This is a genomic window from Pseudomonas sichuanensis, assembly GCF_003231305.1.
GTDB classification, from domain to species: domain Bacteria; phylum Pseudomonadota; class Gammaproteobacteria; order Pseudomonadales; family Pseudomonadaceae; genus Aquipseudomonas; species Aquipseudomonas sichuanensis.
On sequence record NZ_QKVM01000047.1, the window covers coordinates 34,546 to 53,074 of the forward strand.

General features: G+C 64.4%; 19 protein-coding genes. 15 read left to right on the top strand and 4 right to left on the bottom strand.

The window, feature by feature from the left end:
* Positions 1–3: 3 nt before the first annotated feature.
* From DM373_RS21690 to DM373_RS21725, 8 genes are all read left to right on the top strand, one after another.
* Positions 4–1,008, top strand: a complete 1,005-nt coding sequence (locus DM373_RS21690) for a response regulator (RefSeq protein WP_110995528.1) — start codon at positions 4–6, stop codon at positions 1,006–1,008.
* A gap of 256 nt (positions 1,009–1,264) precedes the next feature.
* A protein-coding gene (gene prfB, locus DM373_RS21695) for a peptide chain release factor 2 (RefSeq protein WP_110995529.1) occupies positions 1,265–2,360 on the top strand; the annotation gives its coding sequence in 2 pieces (ribosomal slippage) (positions 1,265–1,336 and positions 1,338–2,360; 1,095 coding nt in all).
* Between the two features lie 92 nt (positions 2,361–2,452).
* Positions 2,453–3,955 carry a lysine--tRNA ligase gene (gene lysS / locus DM373_RS21700; RefSeq protein ID WP_110995530.1) on the top strand — a complete coding sequence of 501 codons (1,503 nt, stop codon included), beginning with the start codon at positions 2,453–2,455 and terminating at the stop codon, positions 3,953–3,955.
* A 230-nt stretch (positions 3,956–4,185) separates the two neighbouring features.
* Positions 4,186–4,890 carry a TetR/AcrR family transcriptional regulator gene (locus tag DM373_RS21705; RefSeq protein WP_110995531.1) on the top strand — a complete coding sequence of 235 codons (705 nt, stop codon included), beginning with the start codon at positions 4,186–4,188 and terminating at the stop codon, positions 4,888–4,890.
* 29 nt (positions 4,891–4,919) lie between these two features.
* Positions 4,920–5,468 (top strand): hypothetical protein, encoded by a 549-nt coding sequence (locus DM373_RS21710; RefSeq protein ID WP_110995532.1) that lies wholly within the window; start codon positions 4,920–4,922, stop codon positions 5,466–5,468.
* 135 nt (positions 5,469–5,603) lie between these two features.
* Positions 5,604–6,881: a flavohemoglobin expression-modulating QEGLA motif protein gene (locus DM373_RS21715; RefSeq protein ID WP_110995533.1), complete on the top strand. Its 1,278-nt coding sequence runs from the start codon at positions 5,604–5,606 to the stop codon at positions 6,879–6,881.
* Positions 6,853–7,776 carry an alpha/beta hydrolase gene (locus tag DM373_RS21720; RefSeq protein ID WP_110995534.1) on the top strand — a complete coding sequence of 308 codons (924 nt, stop codon included), beginning with the start codon at positions 6,853–6,855 and terminating at the stop codon, positions 7,774–7,776. Before DM373_RS21715 ends, DM373_RS21720 begins: the two co-directional genes overlap by 29 nt.
* Entirely contained in the window at positions 7,773–8,099 is a 327-nt protein-coding gene (locus DM373_RS21725; protein WP_110995535.1) for a PA3694 family proteiin, read from the top strand. Before DM373_RS21720 ends, DM373_RS21725 begins: the two co-directional genes overlap by 4 nt.
* 269 nt (positions 8,100–8,368) lie before the next feature.
* Here the strand turns inward: DM373_RS21725 and lptF are convergent, their stop codons facing one another.
* From lptF to DM373_RS21740, 3 genes are all read right to left on the bottom strand, one after another.
* Positions 8,369–9,157: a lipotoxin F family OmpA-related lipoprotein LptF gene (gene lptF / locus DM373_RS21730; RefSeq protein WP_110995536.1), complete on the bottom strand. Its 789-nt coding sequence runs from the start codon at positions 9,155–9,157 to the stop codon at positions 8,369–8,371.
* Positions 9,158–9,204: 47 nt separating this feature from the next.
* Complete coding sequence (locus DM373_RS21735; RefSeq protein WP_110995537.1) at positions 9,205–9,618, bottom strand: DUF4398 domain-containing protein; 414 nt, start codon at positions 9,616–9,618, stop codon at positions 9,205–9,207.
* A gap of 262 nt (positions 9,619–9,880) precedes the next feature.
* Positions 9,881–10,225 (bottom strand): pilin assembly protein, encoded by a 345-nt coding sequence (locus tag DM373_RS21740; RefSeq protein ID WP_110995538.1) that lies wholly within the window; start codon positions 10,223–10,225, stop codon positions 9,881–9,883.
* 144 nt (positions 10,226–10,369) lie between these two features.
* Between DM373_RS21740 and ppc the strand changes: the two genes are divergently transcribed.
* The 6 genes from ppc to DM373_RS21770 all read left to right on the top strand — a co-directional run bounded on the left by ppc (position 10,370) and on the right by DM373_RS21770 (position 16,821).
* Complete coding sequence (ppc, locus tag DM373_RS21745) at positions 10,370–12,997, top strand: phosphoenolpyruvate carboxylase (protein WP_110995539.1); 2,628 nt, start codon at positions 10,370–10,372, stop codon at positions 12,995–12,997.
* Between the two features lie 258 nt (positions 12,998–13,255).
* Positions 13,256–13,906, top strand: coding sequence for an adenylate kinase (adk, locus tag DM373_RS21750; RefSeq protein WP_028691565.1), 651 nt, complete (start codon positions 13,256–13,258; stop codon positions 13,904–13,906).
* Positions 13,907–13,996: 90 nt separating this feature from the next.
* The gene (tsaB, locus tag DM373_RS21755; protein ID WP_110995540.1) at positions 13,997–14,671 is read left to right on the top strand and encodes a tRNA (adenosine(37)-N6)-threonylcarbamoyltransferase complex dimerization subunit type 1 TsaB; all 675 of its coding nucleotides are present in this window, start codon (positions 13,997–13,999) and stop codon (positions 14,669–14,671) included.
* 130 nt (positions 14,672–14,801) lie between these two features.
* The gene (locus DM373_RS21760; RefSeq protein WP_110995541.1) at positions 14,802–15,086 is read left to right on the top strand and encodes a hypothetical protein; all 285 of its coding nucleotides are present in this window, start codon (positions 14,802–14,804) and stop codon (positions 15,084–15,086) included.
* Between the two features lie 3 nt (positions 15,087–15,089).
* Positions 15,090–15,959: a DUF72 domain-containing protein gene (locus tag DM373_RS21765; RefSeq protein ID WP_110995542.1), complete on the top strand. Its 870-nt coding sequence runs from the start codon at positions 15,090–15,092 to the stop codon at positions 15,957–15,959.
* 31 nt (positions 15,960–15,990) lie between these two features.
* The gene (locus tag DM373_RS21770) at positions 15,991–16,821 is read left to right on the top strand and encodes an isocitrate lyase/PEP mutase family protein (RefSeq protein WP_110995543.1); all 831 of its coding nucleotides are present in this window, start codon (positions 15,991–15,993) and stop codon (positions 16,819–16,821) included.
* Positions 16,822–16,909: 88 nt separating this feature from the next.
* On the opposite strand, the gene DM373_RS21775 is transcribed toward DM373_RS21770, so the two are convergent.
* On the bottom strand, positions 16,910–17,530 hold the full coding sequence (locus DM373_RS21775; protein ID WP_110995544.1) for an energy transducer TonB: 621 nt from the start codon (positions 17,528–17,530) through the stop codon (positions 16,910–16,912).
* A gap of 95 nt (positions 17,531–17,625) precedes the next feature.
* Between DM373_RS21775 and DM373_RS21780 the strand changes: the two genes are divergently transcribed.
* The gene (locus DM373_RS21780) at positions 17,626–18,408 is read left to right on the top strand and encodes a class I SAM-dependent methyltransferase (protein WP_110995545.1); all 783 of its coding nucleotides are present in this window, start codon (positions 17,626–17,628) and stop codon (positions 18,406–18,408) included.
* The last annotated feature ends 121 nt before the right edge of the window (positions 18,409–18,529 follow it).

Sequence of the window (18,529 nt, forward strand, 5' to 3'; positions counted from 1 at the left end):
GCAATGACTGATCTACCGATCGAAGGTTTCACGACCATCAACGAAGGCGCGGCGATGGTCCTGCTGGTGGACGATCAGGCAATGATCGGCGAAGCGGTGCGCCGTGGCCTGGCCTATGAAGAGAACATCGACTTCCATTTCTGCGCCGACCCGCATCAGGCGGTGGCCCAGGCCATGCGGATCAAGCCCACGGTGATCCTCCAGGACCTGATCATGCCGGGCCTCGATGGCCTGACCCTGGTGCGTGAGTACCGCAACAACCCGGCCACCCAGGACATCCCGATCATCGTCCTGTCGACCAAGGAAGATCCGCTGGTCAAGAGCGCGGCTTTCGCCGCCGGGGCCAACGACTACCTGGTGAAACTGCCCGACACCATCGAGCTGGTGGCACGCATCCGTTACCACTCGCGCTCGTACCTGACCTTGCTACAGCGCGACGAGGCCTACCGCGCCCTGCGCGTGAGCCAGCAGCAGTTGCTGGACACCAACCTGATGCTGCAGCGGCTGATGAACTCCGACGGCCTGACCGGGCTGTCCAACCGCCGCCACTTCGACGAATACCTGGAGCTGGAGTGGCGGCGGGCCATTCGCGAGCAGCAGCAACTGTCGCTGCTGATGATCGATGTCGACTACTTCAAGGCATTCAACGACAGTTTCGGCCACCTGGCCGGTGATGAGGCCTTGCGTCAGGTGGCCGAGGCCATTCGTGGTTGCTGCTCGAGGCCCAGTGATTTGCCGGCGCGCTACGGTGGCGAGGAGTTTGCCCTGGTGCTGCCCAACACTTCGCCGGGCGGCGCGCGGCTGATTGCCGAAAAGTTGCGTCAGACCATCATGGGTTTGAACATTGACCATACTGTGCCCGAGCACGGTTCGCACTTGACCGTAAGCATCGGCCTGGCCACCCAGACGCCGGCCGTCGGCAGCCATTGCCGGCAGTTGATCTCGGCGGCGGACAAGGGGCTATACCAGGCCAAGAACAATGGCCGTAACCAGGTAGGTATTGCCTGATCGCGACACCCTCACGCTGACGCCATCCCCTGTAGGCGCGGCCTTGTGCCGCGAAAGGAGCGCGTAGCGGTCCCGGCGGTAGCGGCTTTGACACTGAGATCCCGGGGCCGCCTTGCGGCCCATCGCGGCACAAGGCCGCTCCTACAAGGGCCGTGCATGGCTGATTGCGACGCCTGCCCGGCGGGTCTGCCGTCATGGCGCGGACTCGGTTATACTCGCGGGCTTTTCACCGAATTCGCACGAGAGCTGCCCGCCCATGGAAATCCAACCGATCCTGAACACCATCAAGGACCTCACCGAGCGTTCCCAGTCTATTCGGGGGTATCTTTGACTACGATCACAAGCATGATCGTCTGGTCGAAGTAAACCGCGAGCTGGAAGACGCCGCCGTCTGGAACAAGCCCGAGTACGCTCAGGCCCTGGGCCGCGAGCGTGCCATGCTGGCGCAGGTGGTCGAGACCCTGGACAAACTGTCCAACGGCCTGGGCGACTGCAAGGACCTGCTCGACATGGCCGTCGAGGAAGCTGACGAAGGCGCCGTGAGCGATGTCGTGACCGAGCTGCAAGGGCTTGAGGAATCCCTCGCCCAGCTCGAGTTCCGTCGCATGTTCAGCGGCGAGATGGACCCGAACAACGCCTACCTGGACATCCAGGCCGGCTCCGGCGGCACCGAGGCGCAGGACTGGGCCAACATCCTGCTGCGCATGTACCTGCGCTGGGCCGACAAGCGCGGTTTCGACGCCACCATCATCGAACTGTCCGAAGGTGAAGTCGCCGGCATCAAGGGCGCCACCGTGCACATCAAGGGCGAGTACGCCTTCGGCTGGCTGCGCACCGAGATCGGCGTGCACCGCCTGGTGCGCAAGAGCCCGTTCGACTCCGGCGCCCGCCGTCACACCTCGTTCTCGGCGGTATTCGTCTCGCCCGAGATCGACGACAAGGTCGAGATCGAGATCAACCCGTCCGACCTGCGTATCGACACCTACCGCTCCTCCGGCGCCGGTGGCCAGCACGTCAACACCACCGACTCGGCGGTGCGTATCACCCACGTGCCGACCAACACCGTGGTGGCCTGCCAGAACGAACGTTCCCAGCACGCCAACAAGGACACCGCCATGAAAATGCTGCGGGCCAAGTTGTACGAGCTGGAAATGCAGAAGCGCAACGCCGCCTCGCAAGCCCTGGAAGACAGCAAGTCGGACATCGGCTGGGGGCACCAGATCCGCTCCTATGTACTCGATGACTCGCGTATCAAGGACCTGCGTACCGGCGTCGAGCGCAGCGACTGCAACAAAGTCCTCGACGGCGATATCGACCAGTACCTCGAAGCGAGCCTCAAGCAGGGGCTGTAAGCATCTACGCCGTGGCAGGCCCGTGGGAGCGGGCTTGCCCCGCGATCCCTCACCCGCGAGGGCAACGAACACCTGATGGAAAGAATGACGACATGAGCGACCTCAAGACCGAATCGCAAGACCTGCAACAGGAAGAAAACGCCCTGATCGCGCTGCGCAAGGAAAAGCTTGCCGCCGAGCGCGCCAAGGGCAACGCCTTCCCCAACGACTTCCGTCGCGACAGCTACTGCAACGACCTGCAGAAACAGTACGCGGACAAGACCAAGGAAGAGCTGGAAGCAGCCGCGATCCCGGTCAAGGTGGCTGGCCGCATCATGCTCAACCGTGGCTCGTTCATGGTGATCCAGGACATGACCGGTCGCATCCAGGTCTACGTCAACCGCAAGACCCTGTCCGAAGACACCCTGGCCGCGGTCAAGACCTGGGACCTGGGCGACATCATCAGCGCCGAAGGCACCCTGGCCCGTTCCGGCAAGGGCGACCTGTACGTCGAAATGACCAACGTGCGCCTGCTGACCAAGTCGCTGCGCCCGCTGCCGGACAAGCACCACGGCCTGACCGACACCGAGCAGCGCTACCGCCAGCGCTACGTCGACCTGATGGTCAACGAGGAAACCCGCCACACCTTCCGTGTGCGCTCGCAGGTGATCTCGCACATCCGCAAATTCCTGATCGAGCGTGACTTCCTCGAAGTCGAAACGCCGATGCTGCAGACCATCCCCGGCGGCGCCGCGGCCAAGCCGTTCGAAACCCACCACAACGCGCTGGACATGGCCATGTTCCTGCGTATCGCCCCGGAGCTGTACCTCAAGCGCCTGGTGGTCGGTGGCTTCGAAAAGGTGTTCGAGATCAACCGCAACTTCCGTAACGAAGGCGTTTCGACTCGTCACAACCCTGAATTCACCATGCTCGAGTTCTACCAGGCCTACGCTGACTATCGCGACAACATGGACCTCACCGAGGAACTGTTCCGTGAGCTGGCGCAGCTGGTACTGGGTTCCACCGACGTGCCGTACGGCGACAAGGTGTTCCACTTCGGCGAGCCGTTCGTGCGCCTGTCGGTGTTCGACTCGATCCTCAAGTACAACCCAGAGCTGACCGCTGCCGATCTGCAGGATGTCGACAAGGCCCGCGCCATCGCCAAGAAAGCCGGTGCCAAGGTGCTCGGCCACGAAGGCCTGGGCAAGCTGCAGGTGATGATTTTCGAAGAGCTGGTGGAGCACAAGCTGGAGCAGCCGCACTTCATTACCGAGTACCCGTTCGAAGTGTCGCCGCTGGCCCGTCGCAACGACGACAACCCGGCTGTTACCGACCGCTTCGAGCTGTTCATCGGTGGCCGCGAAATCGCCAACGCCTACTCCGAGCTCAACGACGCCGAAGACCAAGCCGAGCGCTTCCTGGCCCAGGTGGCCGAGAAAGACGCCGGTGACGACGAAGCCATGCACTACGACGCCGACTTCGTTCGCGCCCTGGAGTACGGCATGCCGCCGACCGCCGGTGAAGGCATCGGTATCGACCGCCTGGTCATGCTGCTGACCAACTCGCCGTCGATCCGCGACGTGATCCTGTTCCCGCACATGCGTCCGCAGGCCTGAGTGTCCTGAACAAGCCGCCTTTCGAGGCGGCTTTTTCTTGCCTGTACACTTGTACTGGCTGTACCGGCGTCTTCGCGGCTAAAGCCGCTCCTACAGGGACCGTGCAGTACTTGTGGGAGCGGCTAAAGCCGCTCCTACAGGGACCGTGCAGTACTTGTGGGAGCGGCTTTAGCCGCGAAGAGGCCGGCACTGAACAACCATTTTCATGAGGTATCACCGTGACACCTGCCATGCCTCACCAGGGCGCCGCCGGCATCGCCACCGCCGTCGCCGAAAGCGTGCAATACCAGGGTCGCAAGACCGCCCGCCAGGGCAGCGAGCAGCGCCGCCAGCAGATCCTTGACGCCGCCATGCGCATCGTCGTGCGCGACGGCGTGCGTGGTGTGCGCCACCGTGCCGTGGCCGCCGAGGCCGGCGTGCCGCTGTCGGCCACCACTTACTACTTCAAGGACATCCAGGACCTGCTGGCCGATACCTTCGCCCAGTACGTCGAACGCAGCGCTGCGTATATGGCCAAGCTCTGGGCCAACACCGAGGGCGTGCTGCGCCAGTTGCTCGCCCAGGGCGATGGCAGCCCGCAGGCGCGGGCGCGCCTGGCCGACGAGGTGGCGCGCATGACCGCCGACTACGTGACCCGCCAGCTGCACAACCGTCGCGACTTCCTCATGGCCGAGCAGGCCTTCCGCCAGGAAGCGCTGCTGTGCCCGCGCCTGGCCGAACTGGTGTGCGCCCATGAGCAGATCCTGCTGCACGGCGCGCGGCAGATGCTCCAGGTGGTCGGCTCGCGCCAGCCCGCGCAGGATGCGCAGATGTTGACGGCGATAATCGAGCAGATGGAATATCAGGGCCTGCTCAAGGACGCGAATGCGCAGGCCGATGAGCAGATGCTCGCTATCCTTGTCCGATACCTGCAGATGGTGCTGGCCTCGGCTTGAGCTGCGCACGAATTCTCAAGGAGAACCCGATGAAAGCCTGGCGTGTGGTGTTGTTGACGGTGTCATTCCTCTTGCTTGGCGGCTGTCTGGTGGCTTTCCATGAACCGCTGCCGAGCAATCAGGCCGCGCCCAAGGCCCTGCTCGGCAAGTGGAGCAGCAAGGACGCCTGGGGCGAGCCACTGAAACTTACCATCAGCCGCAGCGGCGGCGATGCCTACAAGGCGGTGGCGACCGCCAAGGGCAAGGCCCCTGAAGAGTACGTGTTCACGGTGTCGCGCCATGGCAACCGCTGGTACATGTCGGCCGGTGTGCCCAAGCGGCTGGGCGGCAACTTCCTGATTGGCGGTTTCGATATCGTCGAGGGCAAGGAGCTGGTGGTCTACAACCTCGATGTCGAGCAGGTGCAGCAGGCCGTCGACAAGAAGGAACTGAGTGGGCGAAGCATCGAAGTCCCCGAAGAGAATGGCGAGGGTGTGCTGATCGACAGCCCGTCGGCGCGCGTGCTGGCGTACCTGGACGACCCGGCCAACTCCGACCTGTTCGTCGAGGTGGCGCGCTTCCAGCGCTCCGGCAAATGACCGTGTCGGCCTCTTCGCGGCTAAAGCCGCTCCCACAGGCGTATTGCCAGGCCTCAGGGCTGTGATATCCCTGTAGGAGCGGCTTTAGCCGCGAAGAGGCCGGTTCAGGTGTCTTGTTCTTGAAAGGAGTCCCCGGTGGACGAGTACCAGCAGACCATACGTACGTTGTCCGACCGCATCGTGGCCGCGCAAACCCCTATTCGCGTGCTCGATGCGGTGAAATGGGATGACGGCATCCGCCAGGGCTTCCTCAAGGCCAAAGGCAAGGAGCCGCCGGCGGTGGACCGTGCCTATTACCAGAACCGGCCCTTGTCGTTCGATTCCAGCGCGGTGAAGGCCGAGTTCCAGAGCATCGAGCGTGACATCACCCGCCAGCTTGGCCAGTTCAACCCGGTCGGGCAGATCATGCGGCGCATGTGCAAGGAGTACCGCATGGTGGTACGCATGCTCGAAGCGCGCGGCACCGAGGACTTCGGGCTGATATCCCAGGAGCTGTACGGCGCGGCCTCCGACGCGTTCCATGCCGGTGACCCGACCCTCGCCGACCTGGGGCTGATGCTCTCGGATTACCTGAACAACATCGACGGCCGTGGCGACCTCAAGGACGAGCCGAAGAACCTCACGGCGAAGGAGGCGGTGGAGATCCTCCAGCGCCGCCTGAACAAGGTGTTCGGCGAGGCCGAGGAAACCATTCGCGTATTCGAGTCGGACGGCATCGTCGCCGACGCGGCGGCCGGCGCCGACTACATCAAGGTGCGCGCCGACGCCATGTTCAACAACCGCGACGTACGTGCCCTTGAGGTACACGAAGGCCTGGTGCATGTCGGCACCACCCTCAATGGCCTGAACCAGCCGATCTGTACCTTCCTGGCCAAGGGGCCGCCCTCGTCCACGGTGACCCAGGAGGGCCTGGCCATTCTGATGGAAGTGATCGCCTTTGCCTCCTACCCCAGCCGCCTGCGCAAGCTGACCAACCGCACCCGGGCCATTCACATGGTCGAGGAGGGCGCGGACTTCATGCAGGTCTACGAGTTCTTCCGTGGCCAGGGCTTCGAGATGGGCCAGAGCTACAGCAACGCCAGCCGAGTGTTCCGCGGCTCGGTACCCAATGGCCTGCCATTCACCAAGGACTTGTCCTACCTCAAGGGCTTCATCATGGTTTACAACTACATTCAGTTGGCCGTGAAGAAGGGCAAGCTGGAGCAGATCCCGTTGCTGTTCTGCGGCAAGACCACCCTGGAAGACATGCGCACGTTGCGCCAGCTGGTCGAAGAAGGCTTGGTGGAGCCACCCAAGTACCTCCCGGAGCAGTTCCGCGACCTCAACGCGCTGTCGGCCTGGATGTGCTTCTCCAACTTCCTCAACCACCTGAGCCTGGATCGCATTGAAGCCGACTACGCGAACATTCTCTGACGCCTGCCGTCACCTCGCCTTCGGCCTTGGGCTGTTGCTGTTGAGTGGCTGCAGCAGCCTGCTGTTCTACCCCGAGCCCGGTCAGCCGTTCACCCCCGAGCGGGCCAGGCTCGACTACCGCGATGTCACCCTGACCACCGCTGACGGCGTTCGCCTGCACGGCTGGTGGTTGCCGGCCAAGGCCGGTGTCGAGGTCAAGGGTACGGTGCTGCACCTGCATGGCAACGGCGGCAACCTGGCGGGCCACCTGGGTGGCAGCTACTGGCTGCCGAAGCAGGGATACCAGGTGCTGATGATCGACTACCGGGGCTATGGCCTGTCTCAAGGCAAGCCCACCTTGCCAGAGGTCTATGAAGACATCGCGGCGGCCATGGCCTGGCTGGACCGGGCCCCCGAGGTGCAGGGCAAGCCATTGGTGCTGCTGGGCCAGAGCCTCGGCGGCGCCATGGCCATCCATTACCTGGCGGCGCACCCGCAGCAGCGCGAGCGCTTCCATGCGCTGGTGTTCGACGGTGTGCCGGCCAGTTACCGGGCGGTGGGGCGTTATGCCCTCAGTACCTCGTGGATGACCTGGCCGCTGCAGGTGCCGCTGTCGTGGCTGGTGCCCGACGGCGACAGTGCAATCCGCTCCATCGAACAACTGGCCAGCCCGCCGAAGCTGTTCTTCCACAGCATCGATGACAGGCTGGTGCCCCTGGACAACGGCATTCGCCTGTACCAGCACGCACCGCCTCCGCGGGTGCTGCAATTGACCCGCGGCGGCCACGTGCAGACCTTCGCCGACCCGACCTGGCGCCAGGTGATGCTGCGCTTTTTGGACGACCCCGCGCATTTCAACGGCCTGCGCCGCCTGGCCGAAGTACCCAACTACCCTGACGAGAAGAACAAGCAATGAGTGAAGAACGCAACGCCATCCCGCTGATCCTGACCGGCGTCGGCAGCATCATCGTGACGGTGGGGGCTCTCTGGTATTACGGTTACCTGCATTTCGCCAAGCCTGAAGATGCCCTGTTGCTGCAGGACTTCACCATGCTCAAGACCATTCCCGGCGAGGACTACAAGGTTTCGCTGGACCCCGCGCCGCAGGTGGCCCAGTGCATCGATGGCGTATTGGTGATGTTCGACACTGCGCAGAAAGGCCTGACCGGCGTGCTGGTGGACAACCGCAAGCGCGCGGTGCGCTGCATGGGGCAGGAGACCCCGCAGCAGGTGCAGTGATGATTTTCCGGTAGTGGCCTCATCGCGGGGCAAGCCCGCTCCCACGGAACTCCACATAACTTATTGATTCAGCAGGGACCTGTGGGAGCGGCTTTAGCCGCGAACACCGGCAAAGCCGGTGCCATCCACCGCGTCGTCTGTTGCGCGGGTGAACCCGCTCCCACAGAGATTACCCGTGGGAGCGGGCTTGCCCCGCGAATGCCGGCGTAGTCGGTGGCTGCATGAAAAAACCCGCCATCAGGCGGGTTTTTTCATGCAGCCAGCAGCCTTCATTGCACTTGGCTCACCGCCCGCGGCATCACCGGCTGGTTGTCGTTGGAGATGGTCACCTCCACCCGACGGTTCTGCGCACGGCCGGAGTTGCTGGCGTTATCGGCCACCGGATACTCCTTGCCGTAGCCCTGGGCGACGATGCGCGCAGGGTCCACCCCGGCACGTACCAGCGCCATGCGCACGGCACCGGCGCGGCGCTCGGACAGGCTCTGGTTGTAGTTGGCCGAGCCGACGCTGTCGGTGTAGCCCTCGACGATCACCTTGCGCTCCGGGTTCTCCTGGAGGAACTGCGCCAGTTTGGTGACGTTGGGGTAGGCACTGCTCTTGAGTTCGGCCTTGTTGAAGTCGAACAGCACGTCGCCGAAGGTCACCAGCGTGCCGCGGTCGGTCTGCTTGGCGTTGAGGCTGTCCTGCAGCTTCTTGATCTGCGCGTCGCGGGCATCGAGCTTGGCCTGGGCGCGTTGCGCGGCAGAGTTCTTCAGCTCGGCCTCGGCCGTGCGCAGGGTGATGGTCTGTTTGGCCACTTCGACGCGCTGGTTGGTGAGGTAGGCGAGCTGGTCGACCTTCTTGCTGTCCTCACGCGCCATGTAGGCCTTGTCGGCTTTGTTCAGCCAGTCCTGGGCGTCCTTGGTTTCGAGGGCGGCCACCTTGCTCGACTGTGGGTCGCTCTGCAGCGCCGAGAAATTGCTGCGGGCCGATTCGAGGTTGGCGTTCGGGTCGTGGGAGCAGGCGGCAAGGCCGACACTCAGGGCCAGCAGGGCGGGAATCATGACGTAATTGCGCATAGTGTTCATCCTTTGATCGTTAGTGAAGGCTCGGGGGCGCGGCAGGCCTATTCGGCGCTGCGCAGGCCTTCTTCACGTACGTCCTGGACACCCTGGCGGGCATCCTGCACAGCCTTCTGGGCCTTGGCGGCCTGGGCCTTGCGTTCAGCGACACGGGCATCCCATTCAGCCTGTTCGGCGAGCATGCGGGCCTGGTCGTATTGCTTGTCGTGCATGGCAATCTCGGCCTGCTTGAACTTGTCCTGGGCCGCTTTCATTTCCACTGCGGCGAACTCGGTACCGCCGGCACTGACCGCAGCGTTCACTGCCGACTGGCTGACGGCATACTGCTCGGTGGGCGGCTTGCCGGCGCAACCGGCCAGCACCAGGCTGCTGCCCAGGGCCAGTGCGGCCAGCTTCAGCCCGCGCAGGTGAGTGGTGGAGGGTTGTGCAATGCGGGTCTTCATGGTGGTCAACTCCATTGGGTCACTCCTGTTAACGACGATGTCCGCGACCGGCCCATCGTTGTTCCCCAGCCAAGGCGTGCGCTGCAACGCCCGTGTTTGCAGGGTTTTGCCGTGATGGCTATTGGCTGTGACCGAGGCGTTTTTTGGATAGTTCAGAAAAATTGCTGTGCTTACGAAGTTTTTTTCTGACTGATTGGTCAGCGCGAAAAGTGCGGAACTTTGCGCTGCCGGGGAGGTATACGGGCCTTATGAAACAAGGCCCGCAGGCAGGGGAGGGCTAGTGGCGTTCGCCTTTTCCAGCGCTGCCGAGTGCTGCCAGATGACGGCGCGAGAGGGCGAGAAAGCGAGGGGTAGGGCCGATGTCCTCGTACAGCGGATCACCCTCCTCATCGGTGGCGATCACTTGCCGGCCCTTGATGTACGGGAAGCTGGCCTCCAGCTCCTCGAGCGCGGCGGCGACCAGTTCGCCAAGCAGCTCTTCAGGGCTGCGCTTGGGGTACATCTCGGTCAGCGCGGCCAGGCGCGCTTGGGCTTCCATGTCCAGGTGCAGGACATGCCCGGTGGGGCTCAAGCGTCCGGCGGCATTCTGTTCCCAGTGCTGGGCGAGTTCGCGGATTTTCATGATGACCTCTGTCAAAGCCTCGAAAGTGGCATTGCTTCGGATGACCACTCTTCACTTTAGTTGCTTTGCCCGCGTCCGGCTTGCCAGGCGCGGCCTGGAGTCGGCACTCTTGGGGCTTGCTGTTTCCTGGAGTGGAGAGGCCCGATGAGCGATATCGATCTGCGTTTGCGCGAGGATGTGCATCTTTTGGGGGAGCTGCTTGGCGAGACCATTCGCCAGCAGCACGGCGAGGCGTTCCTGCAGAAAATCGAGGACATCCGCCACAGCGCCAAGGCCGACCGGCTCGTGGAGGGTGAAAAACTCAGCTCGACCCTGGGCGACCTGGCCGAGGAGGACCTGCTACCCGTGGCGCGGGCCTTCAACCAATTCCTCAACCTGGCCAACATCGCCGAGCAGTACCAGTTGATTCGCCGCCGTGATGCCGACCAGCCGCAGCCTTTCGAGGCGCAGGTACTGCCCGAACTGCTGGCCCGGCTCAAGTCGGCCGGGCACAGCGACGATGCACTGGCCCGGCAGTTGGCCAAGCTCGACATCCAGCTGGTGCTCACCGCCCACCCCACCGAGGTGGCCCGCCGTACCCTGATTCAGAAATACGACGCCATCGCCGCGCAATTGGCAGCCCAGGACCATCGCGACCTGAGCCCGGCCGAGCGCGGGCAGGTACGCGAGCGCCTGCGCCGGCTGATCGCCGAGGCCTGGCACACCGAGGAGATCCGCCGCACCCGGCCCACGCCGGTGGACGAAGCCAAATGGGGCTTCGCGGTGATCGAGCATTCACTGTGGCAGGCCATCCCCAGCCATCTGCGCAAGGTCGATGCGGCGCTGTTCCAGGCCACCGGCCTGCGTCTGCCGCTGGAGAGCGCGCCGATCCGCTTCGCCTCGTGGATGGGCGGCGACCGTGACGGCAACCCCAATGTCACCGCCAGCGTGACCCGCGAAGTGCTGCTGCTGGCACGCTGGATGGCCGCGGACCTGTTCCTGCGCGATATCGAGAACCTGGCCGCCGAACTGTCGATGCAGCAGGCCAGCGCAGCCTTGCGCGAACAGGTCGGCGACAGCGCCGAGCCTTACCGCGCTTTGCTCAAGCAACTGCGCGACCGCCTGCGCGCCACCCGTACCTGGGCCCAGGCGTCGTTGGCTGCTGCGCAACCGGCCAGCGCTGCCGTGCTGGTCGACAACCGCGAGCTGATCGGGCCACTGGAGCTGTGCTTCCAGTCGCTGCATGAATGCGGCATGGGAGTGATCGCCGACGGGCCGTTGCTCGACTGCCTGCGCCGGGCAGTGACTTTCGGCCTGTTCCTGGTGCGCCTGGACGTGCGCCAGGATGCCGCCCGCCATCGCGATGCGCTGAGCGAGATCACCGATTACCTGGGGCTCGGGCGCTACGCCGAATGGGATGAAGCGCGGCGCATCGAGTTCCTCCAGGCGGAGCTGAAGAACCGCCGCCCGTTGCTGCCCGGGCACTTCAAGCCCCAGGCCGATACCGCCGAAGTGCTTGCCACCTGCCGCGAGATCGCCGCGGCGCCTGCTGCCTCGCTGGGTTCCTATGTGATCTCCATGGCCGGCGCGGCCTCCGATGTGCTGGCGGTGCAACTGCTGCTCAAGGAAGCCGGGCTGACTCGGCCGATGCGTGTGGTGCCGTTGTTCGAGACCCTCGCCGACCTGGACAACGCCGGGCCGGTGATGGAGCGCCTGCTCGGGCTGCCGGGCTACCGGGCCGGCTTGCAGGGGCCGCAGGAAGTGATGATCGGCTATTCCGACTCGGCCAAGGACGCCGGCACCACGGCGGCGGCCTGGGCGCAGTACCGCGCCCAGGAGCAATTGGTGCGCATCTGCCGCGAACACCAGGTCGAACTGCTGCTGTTCCATGGCCGTGGCGGTACGGTCGGGCGCGGCGGCGGCCCGGCCCATGCGGCCATCCTGTCGCAGCCGCCGGGGTCGGTGGGCGGGCGCTTCCGCACCACCGAGCAGGGCGAGATGATTCGCTTCAAGTTCGGCTTGCCGGGGATTGCCGAGCAGAACCTCAACCTCTACCTGGCCGCGGTGCTGGAGGCGACCCTGCTGCCGCCGCCGCCGCCGCAACCGGCCTGGCGCGCACTGATGGACCAGTTGGCCGCCGACGGGGTCAAGGCTTACCGCGACGTCGTGCGGGAGAACCCCGACTTTGTCGAGTACTTCCGCCAGTCCACCCCGGAACAGGAACTTGGCCGCCTGCCGCTGGGCAGCCGCCCGGCCAAGCGACGTGCCGGGGGTATCGAGAGCTTGCGGGCGATTCCATGGATTTTCGGCTGGACCCAGACCCGCCTCATGCTGCCGGCCTGGCTCGGCTGGGAAACGGCGCTGAACAATGCCCTGGCCCGTGGCCAGGGCGAGCTACTGGCGCAGATGCGCGAGCAGTGGCCGTTCTTCCGCACCCGCATCGACATGCTCGAAATGGTGCTGGCCAAGGCCGATGCGCAGATCGCCGAGGCCTACGACCAACGTCTAGTGCAACCGCAGCTGCTGCCATTGGGTGCGCACCTGCGCGACCTATTGTCGCAGTCGTGCCAGGTGGTGCTGGGCCTGACCGGGCAGTCGGTGCTACTGGCGCACAGCCCCGAGACCCTGGAATTCATCCGCCTGCGCAACACCTACCTCGACCCCTTGCATCGCCTTCAGGCCGAGCTGCTGGCACGCTCGCGCAACCGCGAAGCCGCTCTGGACAGCCCGTTGGAGCAGGCCCTGCTGGTCACCGTGGCGGGCATTGCGGCCGGTTTGCGCAATACCGGTTGAGGCGCGCAAACCGTGCGTGCGGTCGGCAAGCTATCAGCTGCCGATCGTGAACACGAGGGCCGGTTGCGCCGGGCGCAACCGGGGCCACGCTGGGCTGCGATGGACACTTTGCTGCGCCGTTGGGACGCTTGTCGGGGGGGCAGGGGCTGTGTATCTTGAGCAGCCTTTGGACCGATTTTGCGGTCTCGACCGATTTTCCGGAGTTGGCCTTGTGCGCCGAATCCGTTGATTTGCATAGAAAAATATGAGGAGCACAAGATGCGTGTAATTCTGCTGGGAGCTCCCGGGGCCGGTAAAGGTACTCAGGCAAAGTTCATCACCGAGAAGTTCGGCATTCCCCAGATCTCCACCGGCGACATGCTGCGTGCTGCCGTCAAGGCCGGCACCCCGCTGGGCCTGGAGCTGAAGAAAGTCATGGATGCCGGCCAACTGGTCTCCGACGAGCTGATCATCAGCCTGGTCAAGGAGCGCATCGCCCAGCCGGACTGCGCCAACGGCTGCCTGTTCGACGGTTTCCCGCGCACCATCCCGCAAGCTGAAGCCATGGTCGCCGCCGGTGTCGACATCGACGCCGTGGTCGAAATCGCCGTGGACGACGAAGAGATCGTCGGCCGCATGGCGGGCCGCCGCGTACACCTGGCCTCGGGCCGCACCTACCACATTCAGTACAACCCGCCGAAAGTGGAAGGCAAGGACGACGTCACCGGCGAGGACCTGATCCAGCGCGACGACGACAAGGAAGAAACCGTGCGTCATCGCCTGTCGGTCTACCACAGCCAGACCAAACCGCTGGTGGACTTCTACCAGAAGCTGTCGGCCGCCAACGCCGGCAAGCCGAAGTACAGCCACATCGAAGGCGTCGGCTCGGTCGAGTCGATCACCGCCAAGGTGCTGGCAGCCCTGAGCTGATCCATCACCATGCGTCACGACGGCCCGCTTGCGGGCCGTTGTCGTTTATACTGCCGCTCTTTTTCCCTTGTCCCTTGGAAACCGCGTTCGATGACCACCTTGCTGGCCCTGGATACCGCCACCGAAGCCTGTTCCGTCGCCCTGCTGCATGACGGCAAGGTGACCAGCCATTACGAGGTGATCCCGCGCCTGCACGCGCAGAAGCTGCTGCCGATGATCAAGCAGTTGCTGGCCGATGCCGGCGTGGCGCTGAGCGCCGTGGATGCCATCGCCTTTGGTCGCGGCCCGGGCGCCTTTACCGGCGTGCGGATCGCCATCGGCGTGGTCCAGGGCCTGGCCTTCGCCCTGCAGCGCCCGGTGTTGCCGATCTCCAACCTGGCCGCGCTGGCCCAGGGCGCGTTGCGCGAGCACGGCGTGCAGCAGGTCGCCGCCTCCATCGATGCGCGCATGGACGAGGTGTACTGGGGCTGTTACCGGGCGGAGCAGGGCGAGATGCGCCTGGTCGGCCAGGAAGTGGTGGTGGCACCCGAGCGCGTCAGCTTGCCTGAAGGCCTGGCCGGCGACTGGTTTGGTGCCGGTACTGGCTGGAGCCTGGCCGAGCGCCTGGCGGTGCAGGCCACCGCCAGCGATGCGGCTGCACTGCCCAATGCCCTGGATATCCTCACCCTGGCCAGCCATGCCTGGGCCCGTGGTGAAGCGGTCGCCGCCGAGCAGGCGCAACCGGTATATCTGCGCGATAATGTCGCTACGCCCAAGGCACGCTGAGGTCGTTCGTCGGCTATCGCCGTTCACGATAAAACCTTTTGCGCGAACTGTGGTCCAGTTATCGTTCGGGCATTAGCGATGGATCTCTGATGCTGCTAAATTGCCATCATTGATCCTGAGTGCCCACGTCATGCGTATCGACGGCTTCTCCTCGCAGAGTTACCCCATCAAGCGCCCGCCGCGCAAAGCGCCGGTGCGTGACGAAGCGATCGACGACGCCGAGATCATCGAAGAGCCCGAGCAGCAGGCCAGCCGCGCCAACCGTCGCAGCGCCAACCTGCCGGCCCGCCAGCAGGACCTGATCTTCCCCCGCGCTCGTGACCGGCGTACCTCCACGGCACTGGCCAGCTACCTGACCACCGCAGGCTTCACCGACTGGGATATGGAAGTGCTGGGGCTGGACCTGTACATTTGACGGATGATTCCGTCCCCCCAGCCCTACTTTCTCGGTTGTCCCTCCTGGAGCGAAAACGCCTGGCGTGAGTATCTCTATCCCGCCGATGCACGCACGGCTGAGTTCCTCGGCTTGTACAGCCAGGTATTCAATGCCGTGGAAGGCAACACCACCTTCTATGCCCGGCCCGCACCTGCGACGGTAGAGCGCTGGGCGCAGATCATGCCGGCGGGTTTTCGCTTCACGGCCAAGTTTCCGGGCGATGTCAGCCATGCCGGGGATCTGCGCGCGCAACTTGATTCGGCGATCGACTTCACGCGATTGATGGCACCGTTGGGGCAGCGTGTGTCCCCCTACTGGCTGCAGTTGCCGGCACAATTCGGGCCCTCGCGCATGGGGGAGCTGGCCTGGTTTCTCGATGAGGTTGGCGTGCCGGTGGCCGTCGAGGTGCGCAACGATGCGTTCTTCGCCCGTGGAGACGAAGAGCGCCAGCTCAATCGGCTGTTGCATGAGCGGGGTGTCGAGCGCATCTGCCTGGACCCGCGAGCGCTGTTCAGCTGCACATCTCGTGAGCCTGGGGTGCTGCATGCGCAGTCCAAGAAGCCCAAGGTGCCGCCGCGCCCGTGTGCGTTCAGCCAGCATCCGCAGGTGCGCTTTATCGGCCACCCTGAGCTTGCGGCCAACGAAACATTCCTTACCCCCTGGGTCGAAAAGGTAGCGGTGTGGATCGAGGAGGGCCGTAGCCCCTATGTATTTCTGCACACCGCCGACAACCGGATGGCGGCAGCGCTTGCCCAGCATTTCCACCAGCGGCTGATGGCACGCCTGCCCGGGCTGGCCGCGTTACCGGAATTGCCGCGCGCGCCCGAGGTCGAACAGCTAGGGCTACTCTGACGACACTTACTCATCAGCCGGAGGTTGGACCATGGATGTGCAAACCCTGCGAGCCGAAGCCTTCAAGGCGTTGCATGAGCGCGATGGCGCATTCGTCATTCCCAACCCTTGGGATGCAGGCTCGGCCAAGTTGCTGGCGGCCCTTGGCTTCGAGGCATTGGCCACCACCAGTGCGGGGCTGGCGTTCAGCCTGGGGCGCCCGGATGCCGAAGGCGCCCTGAACCTGGAGGAAACCCTGGCCAATGCACAGGCCATTGTGGATGCCACGCCGCTGCCGGTGGCGGCAGACCTGGAAAACGGCTTCGGCGATTTGCCCGAGGACTGTGCGCAGACGATCCTGCGCGCTGCCGAGACTGGCCTGGTGGGCGGTTCGATCGAAGATGCCAGTGGCCGCAGCGAGGCGCCGATTTACGACTTCGACCTGTCCGTGGCGCGAGTGCGCGCTGCCGTGCAAGCCGCTCGTTCGCTGCAATTTCCGTTCACGCTCTGCGCCCGCGCTGAGAACCTGCTGCACGGCAAACTGGACCTGGACGATACCATCCGCCGCCTGCAGGCCTATGCCGACGCCGGTGCCGATGTGTTGTACGCGCCTGGGCTGCGCAGCGTCGATGAGATTCGCGCGGTGGTGCAGGCCGTGGCGCCCAAGCCGGTAAACGTGCTGATGGGTATGCCGGGGGTGCCGCTTGGCGTCAATCAGTTACAGGATCTGGGCGTGAAGCGCATCAGTGTCGGTTCGTCGCTGGCCCGCGTCGCACTGGGTGCCTTCCAGCGCGCGGCGTTGGAAATCCGCGACCAGGGCACGTTCGGCTATGGCGATCAGGCGCTGCCATTTGCCCAGCTCAATGATCTGTTTCGCCGCTGAAATCCAGTACGCATAGCCTTTTGGCTATTGGTCGGCGCATCGTGCAGTACGGCCGTCACTCCCGGTGTCGGCCATAAAGCCTGCGTTCTCAGGCGTATGCGCGAACGTTGTTCAATACCACTGGGCGGGCCCAATGGGTATCGAATTCCAGGTCGTTCTGTTGCTTGGCCAGGGTGGGTTCGTCGAACGGCTCTGGCGCCGGGTCGAGCAGGTTCATCTCGAATTCGGCGATCGGCAGGAACAGGGGGCGAGGCGATGGCGCGGGGCCGGGCTCGGCAATCGGATGGCCCTGGCTCATGACCACCGGGCGCAGCCAGCTGTTGCTGATGTCGAGGTCACGCTGCTGGGTAATCAGCTCGGCGGTGCTGAAGGGTTCGGGTGCCGGTTCCAGCAGGTTGGCCTCGAGCTCCGCCTTGGGCAGGAACAGCGGCTCGGGAGGGATGATTTCGGTGTCATGCACCGGCAGGGCGCGCTGGGCGTCGATCAAGGCCAAGGCCCTGGCGCCGCCGACAGGTTCACCACTCTCTTTGTCGTACTGCACCAGCGCCTGGCTGACGCTGTCGATTTCCCCTTGCGGCTGCTCGGCCATGGCCCGGGCGAAGAAGTCCTGCCACAGGTGGCTGACGCCGCCCAGTGCCTGGGAGTTCTGGCGACCGTAGTTGCCGACAGGCGACAGGTAGGTCAAGCCGATGGGGAGAGTGTCTGACATGGCAGTCGCGCGCGTTGTGCTCTGGCAGAATAGCGGATACTGCGTGTATCGGCTGAGGCCGGGGTTTCATTAATTAATTTCGAGTGCGGGATCCGATGGTAGAGCAAGAGCTGGGCACAGGTATCAGGATCGAGGCACTGGCCCCCGAATTCCAGGCGCAGGCGTTGGCATGGGCAGAACGCCTGGGCTTGCCGCTGGCCGACGAGGCGGCCGGGTTTGCCGTGCAGGTCGGTGCCGATGGCCTGCAGATCCAGCAATTGGGCCCGCAGGCGCCTGGCCCTGTGCGGGTGGATTTCGTCGAGGGCCAGGCGGCGCATCGGCGGCTGTTCGGTGGCGGCAGCGGGCAGATGATCGCCAAGGCGGTGGGTATTGCCCAGGGCGTGCGGCCGCAGGTGCTCGATGCCACTGCGGGGTTGGGCAAGGACGCGTTCGTGCTGGCCAGCCTGGGCTGCCAGATGACCTTGATCGAGCGTCAGCCGTTGATCGCGGCGTTGCTGGAAGATGGCCTGGCGCGGGCGCGGGGGGATCTTGAGGTGGGGGCGATCGTCGAGCGCATACGCCTGCTGACCGGCAATGCCATCGAGCGCATGCGCGGGTGGGAAGGGGAGGCGCCTCAGGTGATCTACCTTGATCCGATGTTCCCGCATCGGGACAAGAGCGCGCTGGTGAAGAAGGAAATGCGGGTGTTCCGGCCGTTGGTCGGCGATGACCTGGATGCGCCGGCGTTGCTTGAGGCGGCGTTGGCGTTGGCTTCGCATCGGGTGGTGGTCAAGCGGCCGCGCAAGGCGCCGATTATCGATGGGCCGAAGCCGAGCCATAGCCTTGAGGGGAAGTCGAGTCGGTACGATATTTACCCGAAGAAGGCTTTGAAGGTTTGAGTTGAGGTTGGTGTTTGGTAAGTGTTGGTTTTGCAGGTTGTAAGCGCATTCATTTGTGATGTCGACGCTTAGTCACCTTTCCGCCCTTACGGCGGGTTACTTTGGTCTTGGCCAAAGTAAC

Excerpts from the sequence above, each read along its gene's own strand:
- DM373_RS21690 (WP_110995528.1), top strand. The coding sequence starts at position 4 with ATGACTGATCTACCGATCGAAGGTTTCACGACCATCAACGAAGGCGCG.
- lysS (WP_110995530.1), top strand. The coding sequence starts at position 2,453 with ATGAGCGACCTCAAGACCGAATCGCAAGACCTGCAACAGGAAGAAAAC.
- DM373_RS21705 (WP_110995531.1), top strand. The coding sequence starts at position 4,186 with ATGCCTCACCAGGGCGCCGCCGGCATCGCCACCGCCGTCGCCGAAAGC.
- DM373_RS21710 (WP_110995532.1), top strand. The coding sequence starts at position 4,920 with ATGAAAGCCTGGCGTGTGGTGTTGTTGACGGTGTCATTCCTCTTGCTT.
- DM373_RS21725 (WP_110995535.1), top strand. The coding sequence starts at position 7,773 with ATGAGTGAAGAACGCAACGCCATCCCGCTGATCCTGACCGGCGTCGGC.
- lptF (WP_110995536.1), bottom strand. The coding sequence starts at position 9,157 with ATGCGCAATTACGTCATGATTCCCGCCCTGCTGGCCCTGAGTGTCGGC.
- DM373_RS21735 (WP_110995537.1), bottom strand. The coding sequence starts at position 9,618 with ATGGAGTTGACCACCATGAAGACCCGCATTGCACAACCCTCCACCACT.
- DM373_RS21740 (WP_110995538.1), bottom strand. The coding sequence starts at position 10,225 with ATGAAAATCCGCGAACTCGCCCAGCACTGGGAACAGAATGCCGCCGGA.
- ppc (WP_110995539.1), top strand. The coding sequence starts at position 10,370 with ATGAGCGATATCGATCTGCGTTTGCGCGAGGATGTGCATCTTTTGGGG.
- adk (WP_028691565.1), top strand. The coding sequence starts at position 13,256 with ATGCGTGTAATTCTGCTGGGAGCTCCCGGGGCCGGTAAAGGTACTCAG.
- tsaB (WP_110995540.1), top strand. The coding sequence starts at position 13,997 with ATGACCACCTTGCTGGCCCTGGATACCGCCACCGAAGCCTGTTCCGTC.
- DM373_RS21760 (WP_110995541.1), top strand. The coding sequence starts at position 14,802 with ATGCGTATCGACGGCTTCTCCTCGCAGAGTTACCCCATCAAGCGCCCG.
- DM373_RS21765 (WP_110995542.1), top strand. The coding sequence starts at position 15,090 with ATGATTCCGTCCCCCCAGCCCTACTTTCTCGGTTGTCCCTCCTGGAGC.
- DM373_RS21770 (WP_110995543.1), top strand. The coding sequence starts at position 15,991 with ATGGATGTGCAAACCCTGCGAGCCGAAGCCTTCAAGGCGTTGCATGAG.
- DM373_RS21775 (WP_110995544.1), bottom strand. The coding sequence starts at position 17,530 with ATGTCAGACACTCTCCCCATCGGCTTGACCTACCTGTCGCCTGTCGGC.
- DM373_RS21780 (WP_110995545.1), top strand. The coding sequence starts at position 17,626 with ATGGTAGAGCAAGAGCTGGGCACAGGTATCAGGATCGAGGCACTGGCC.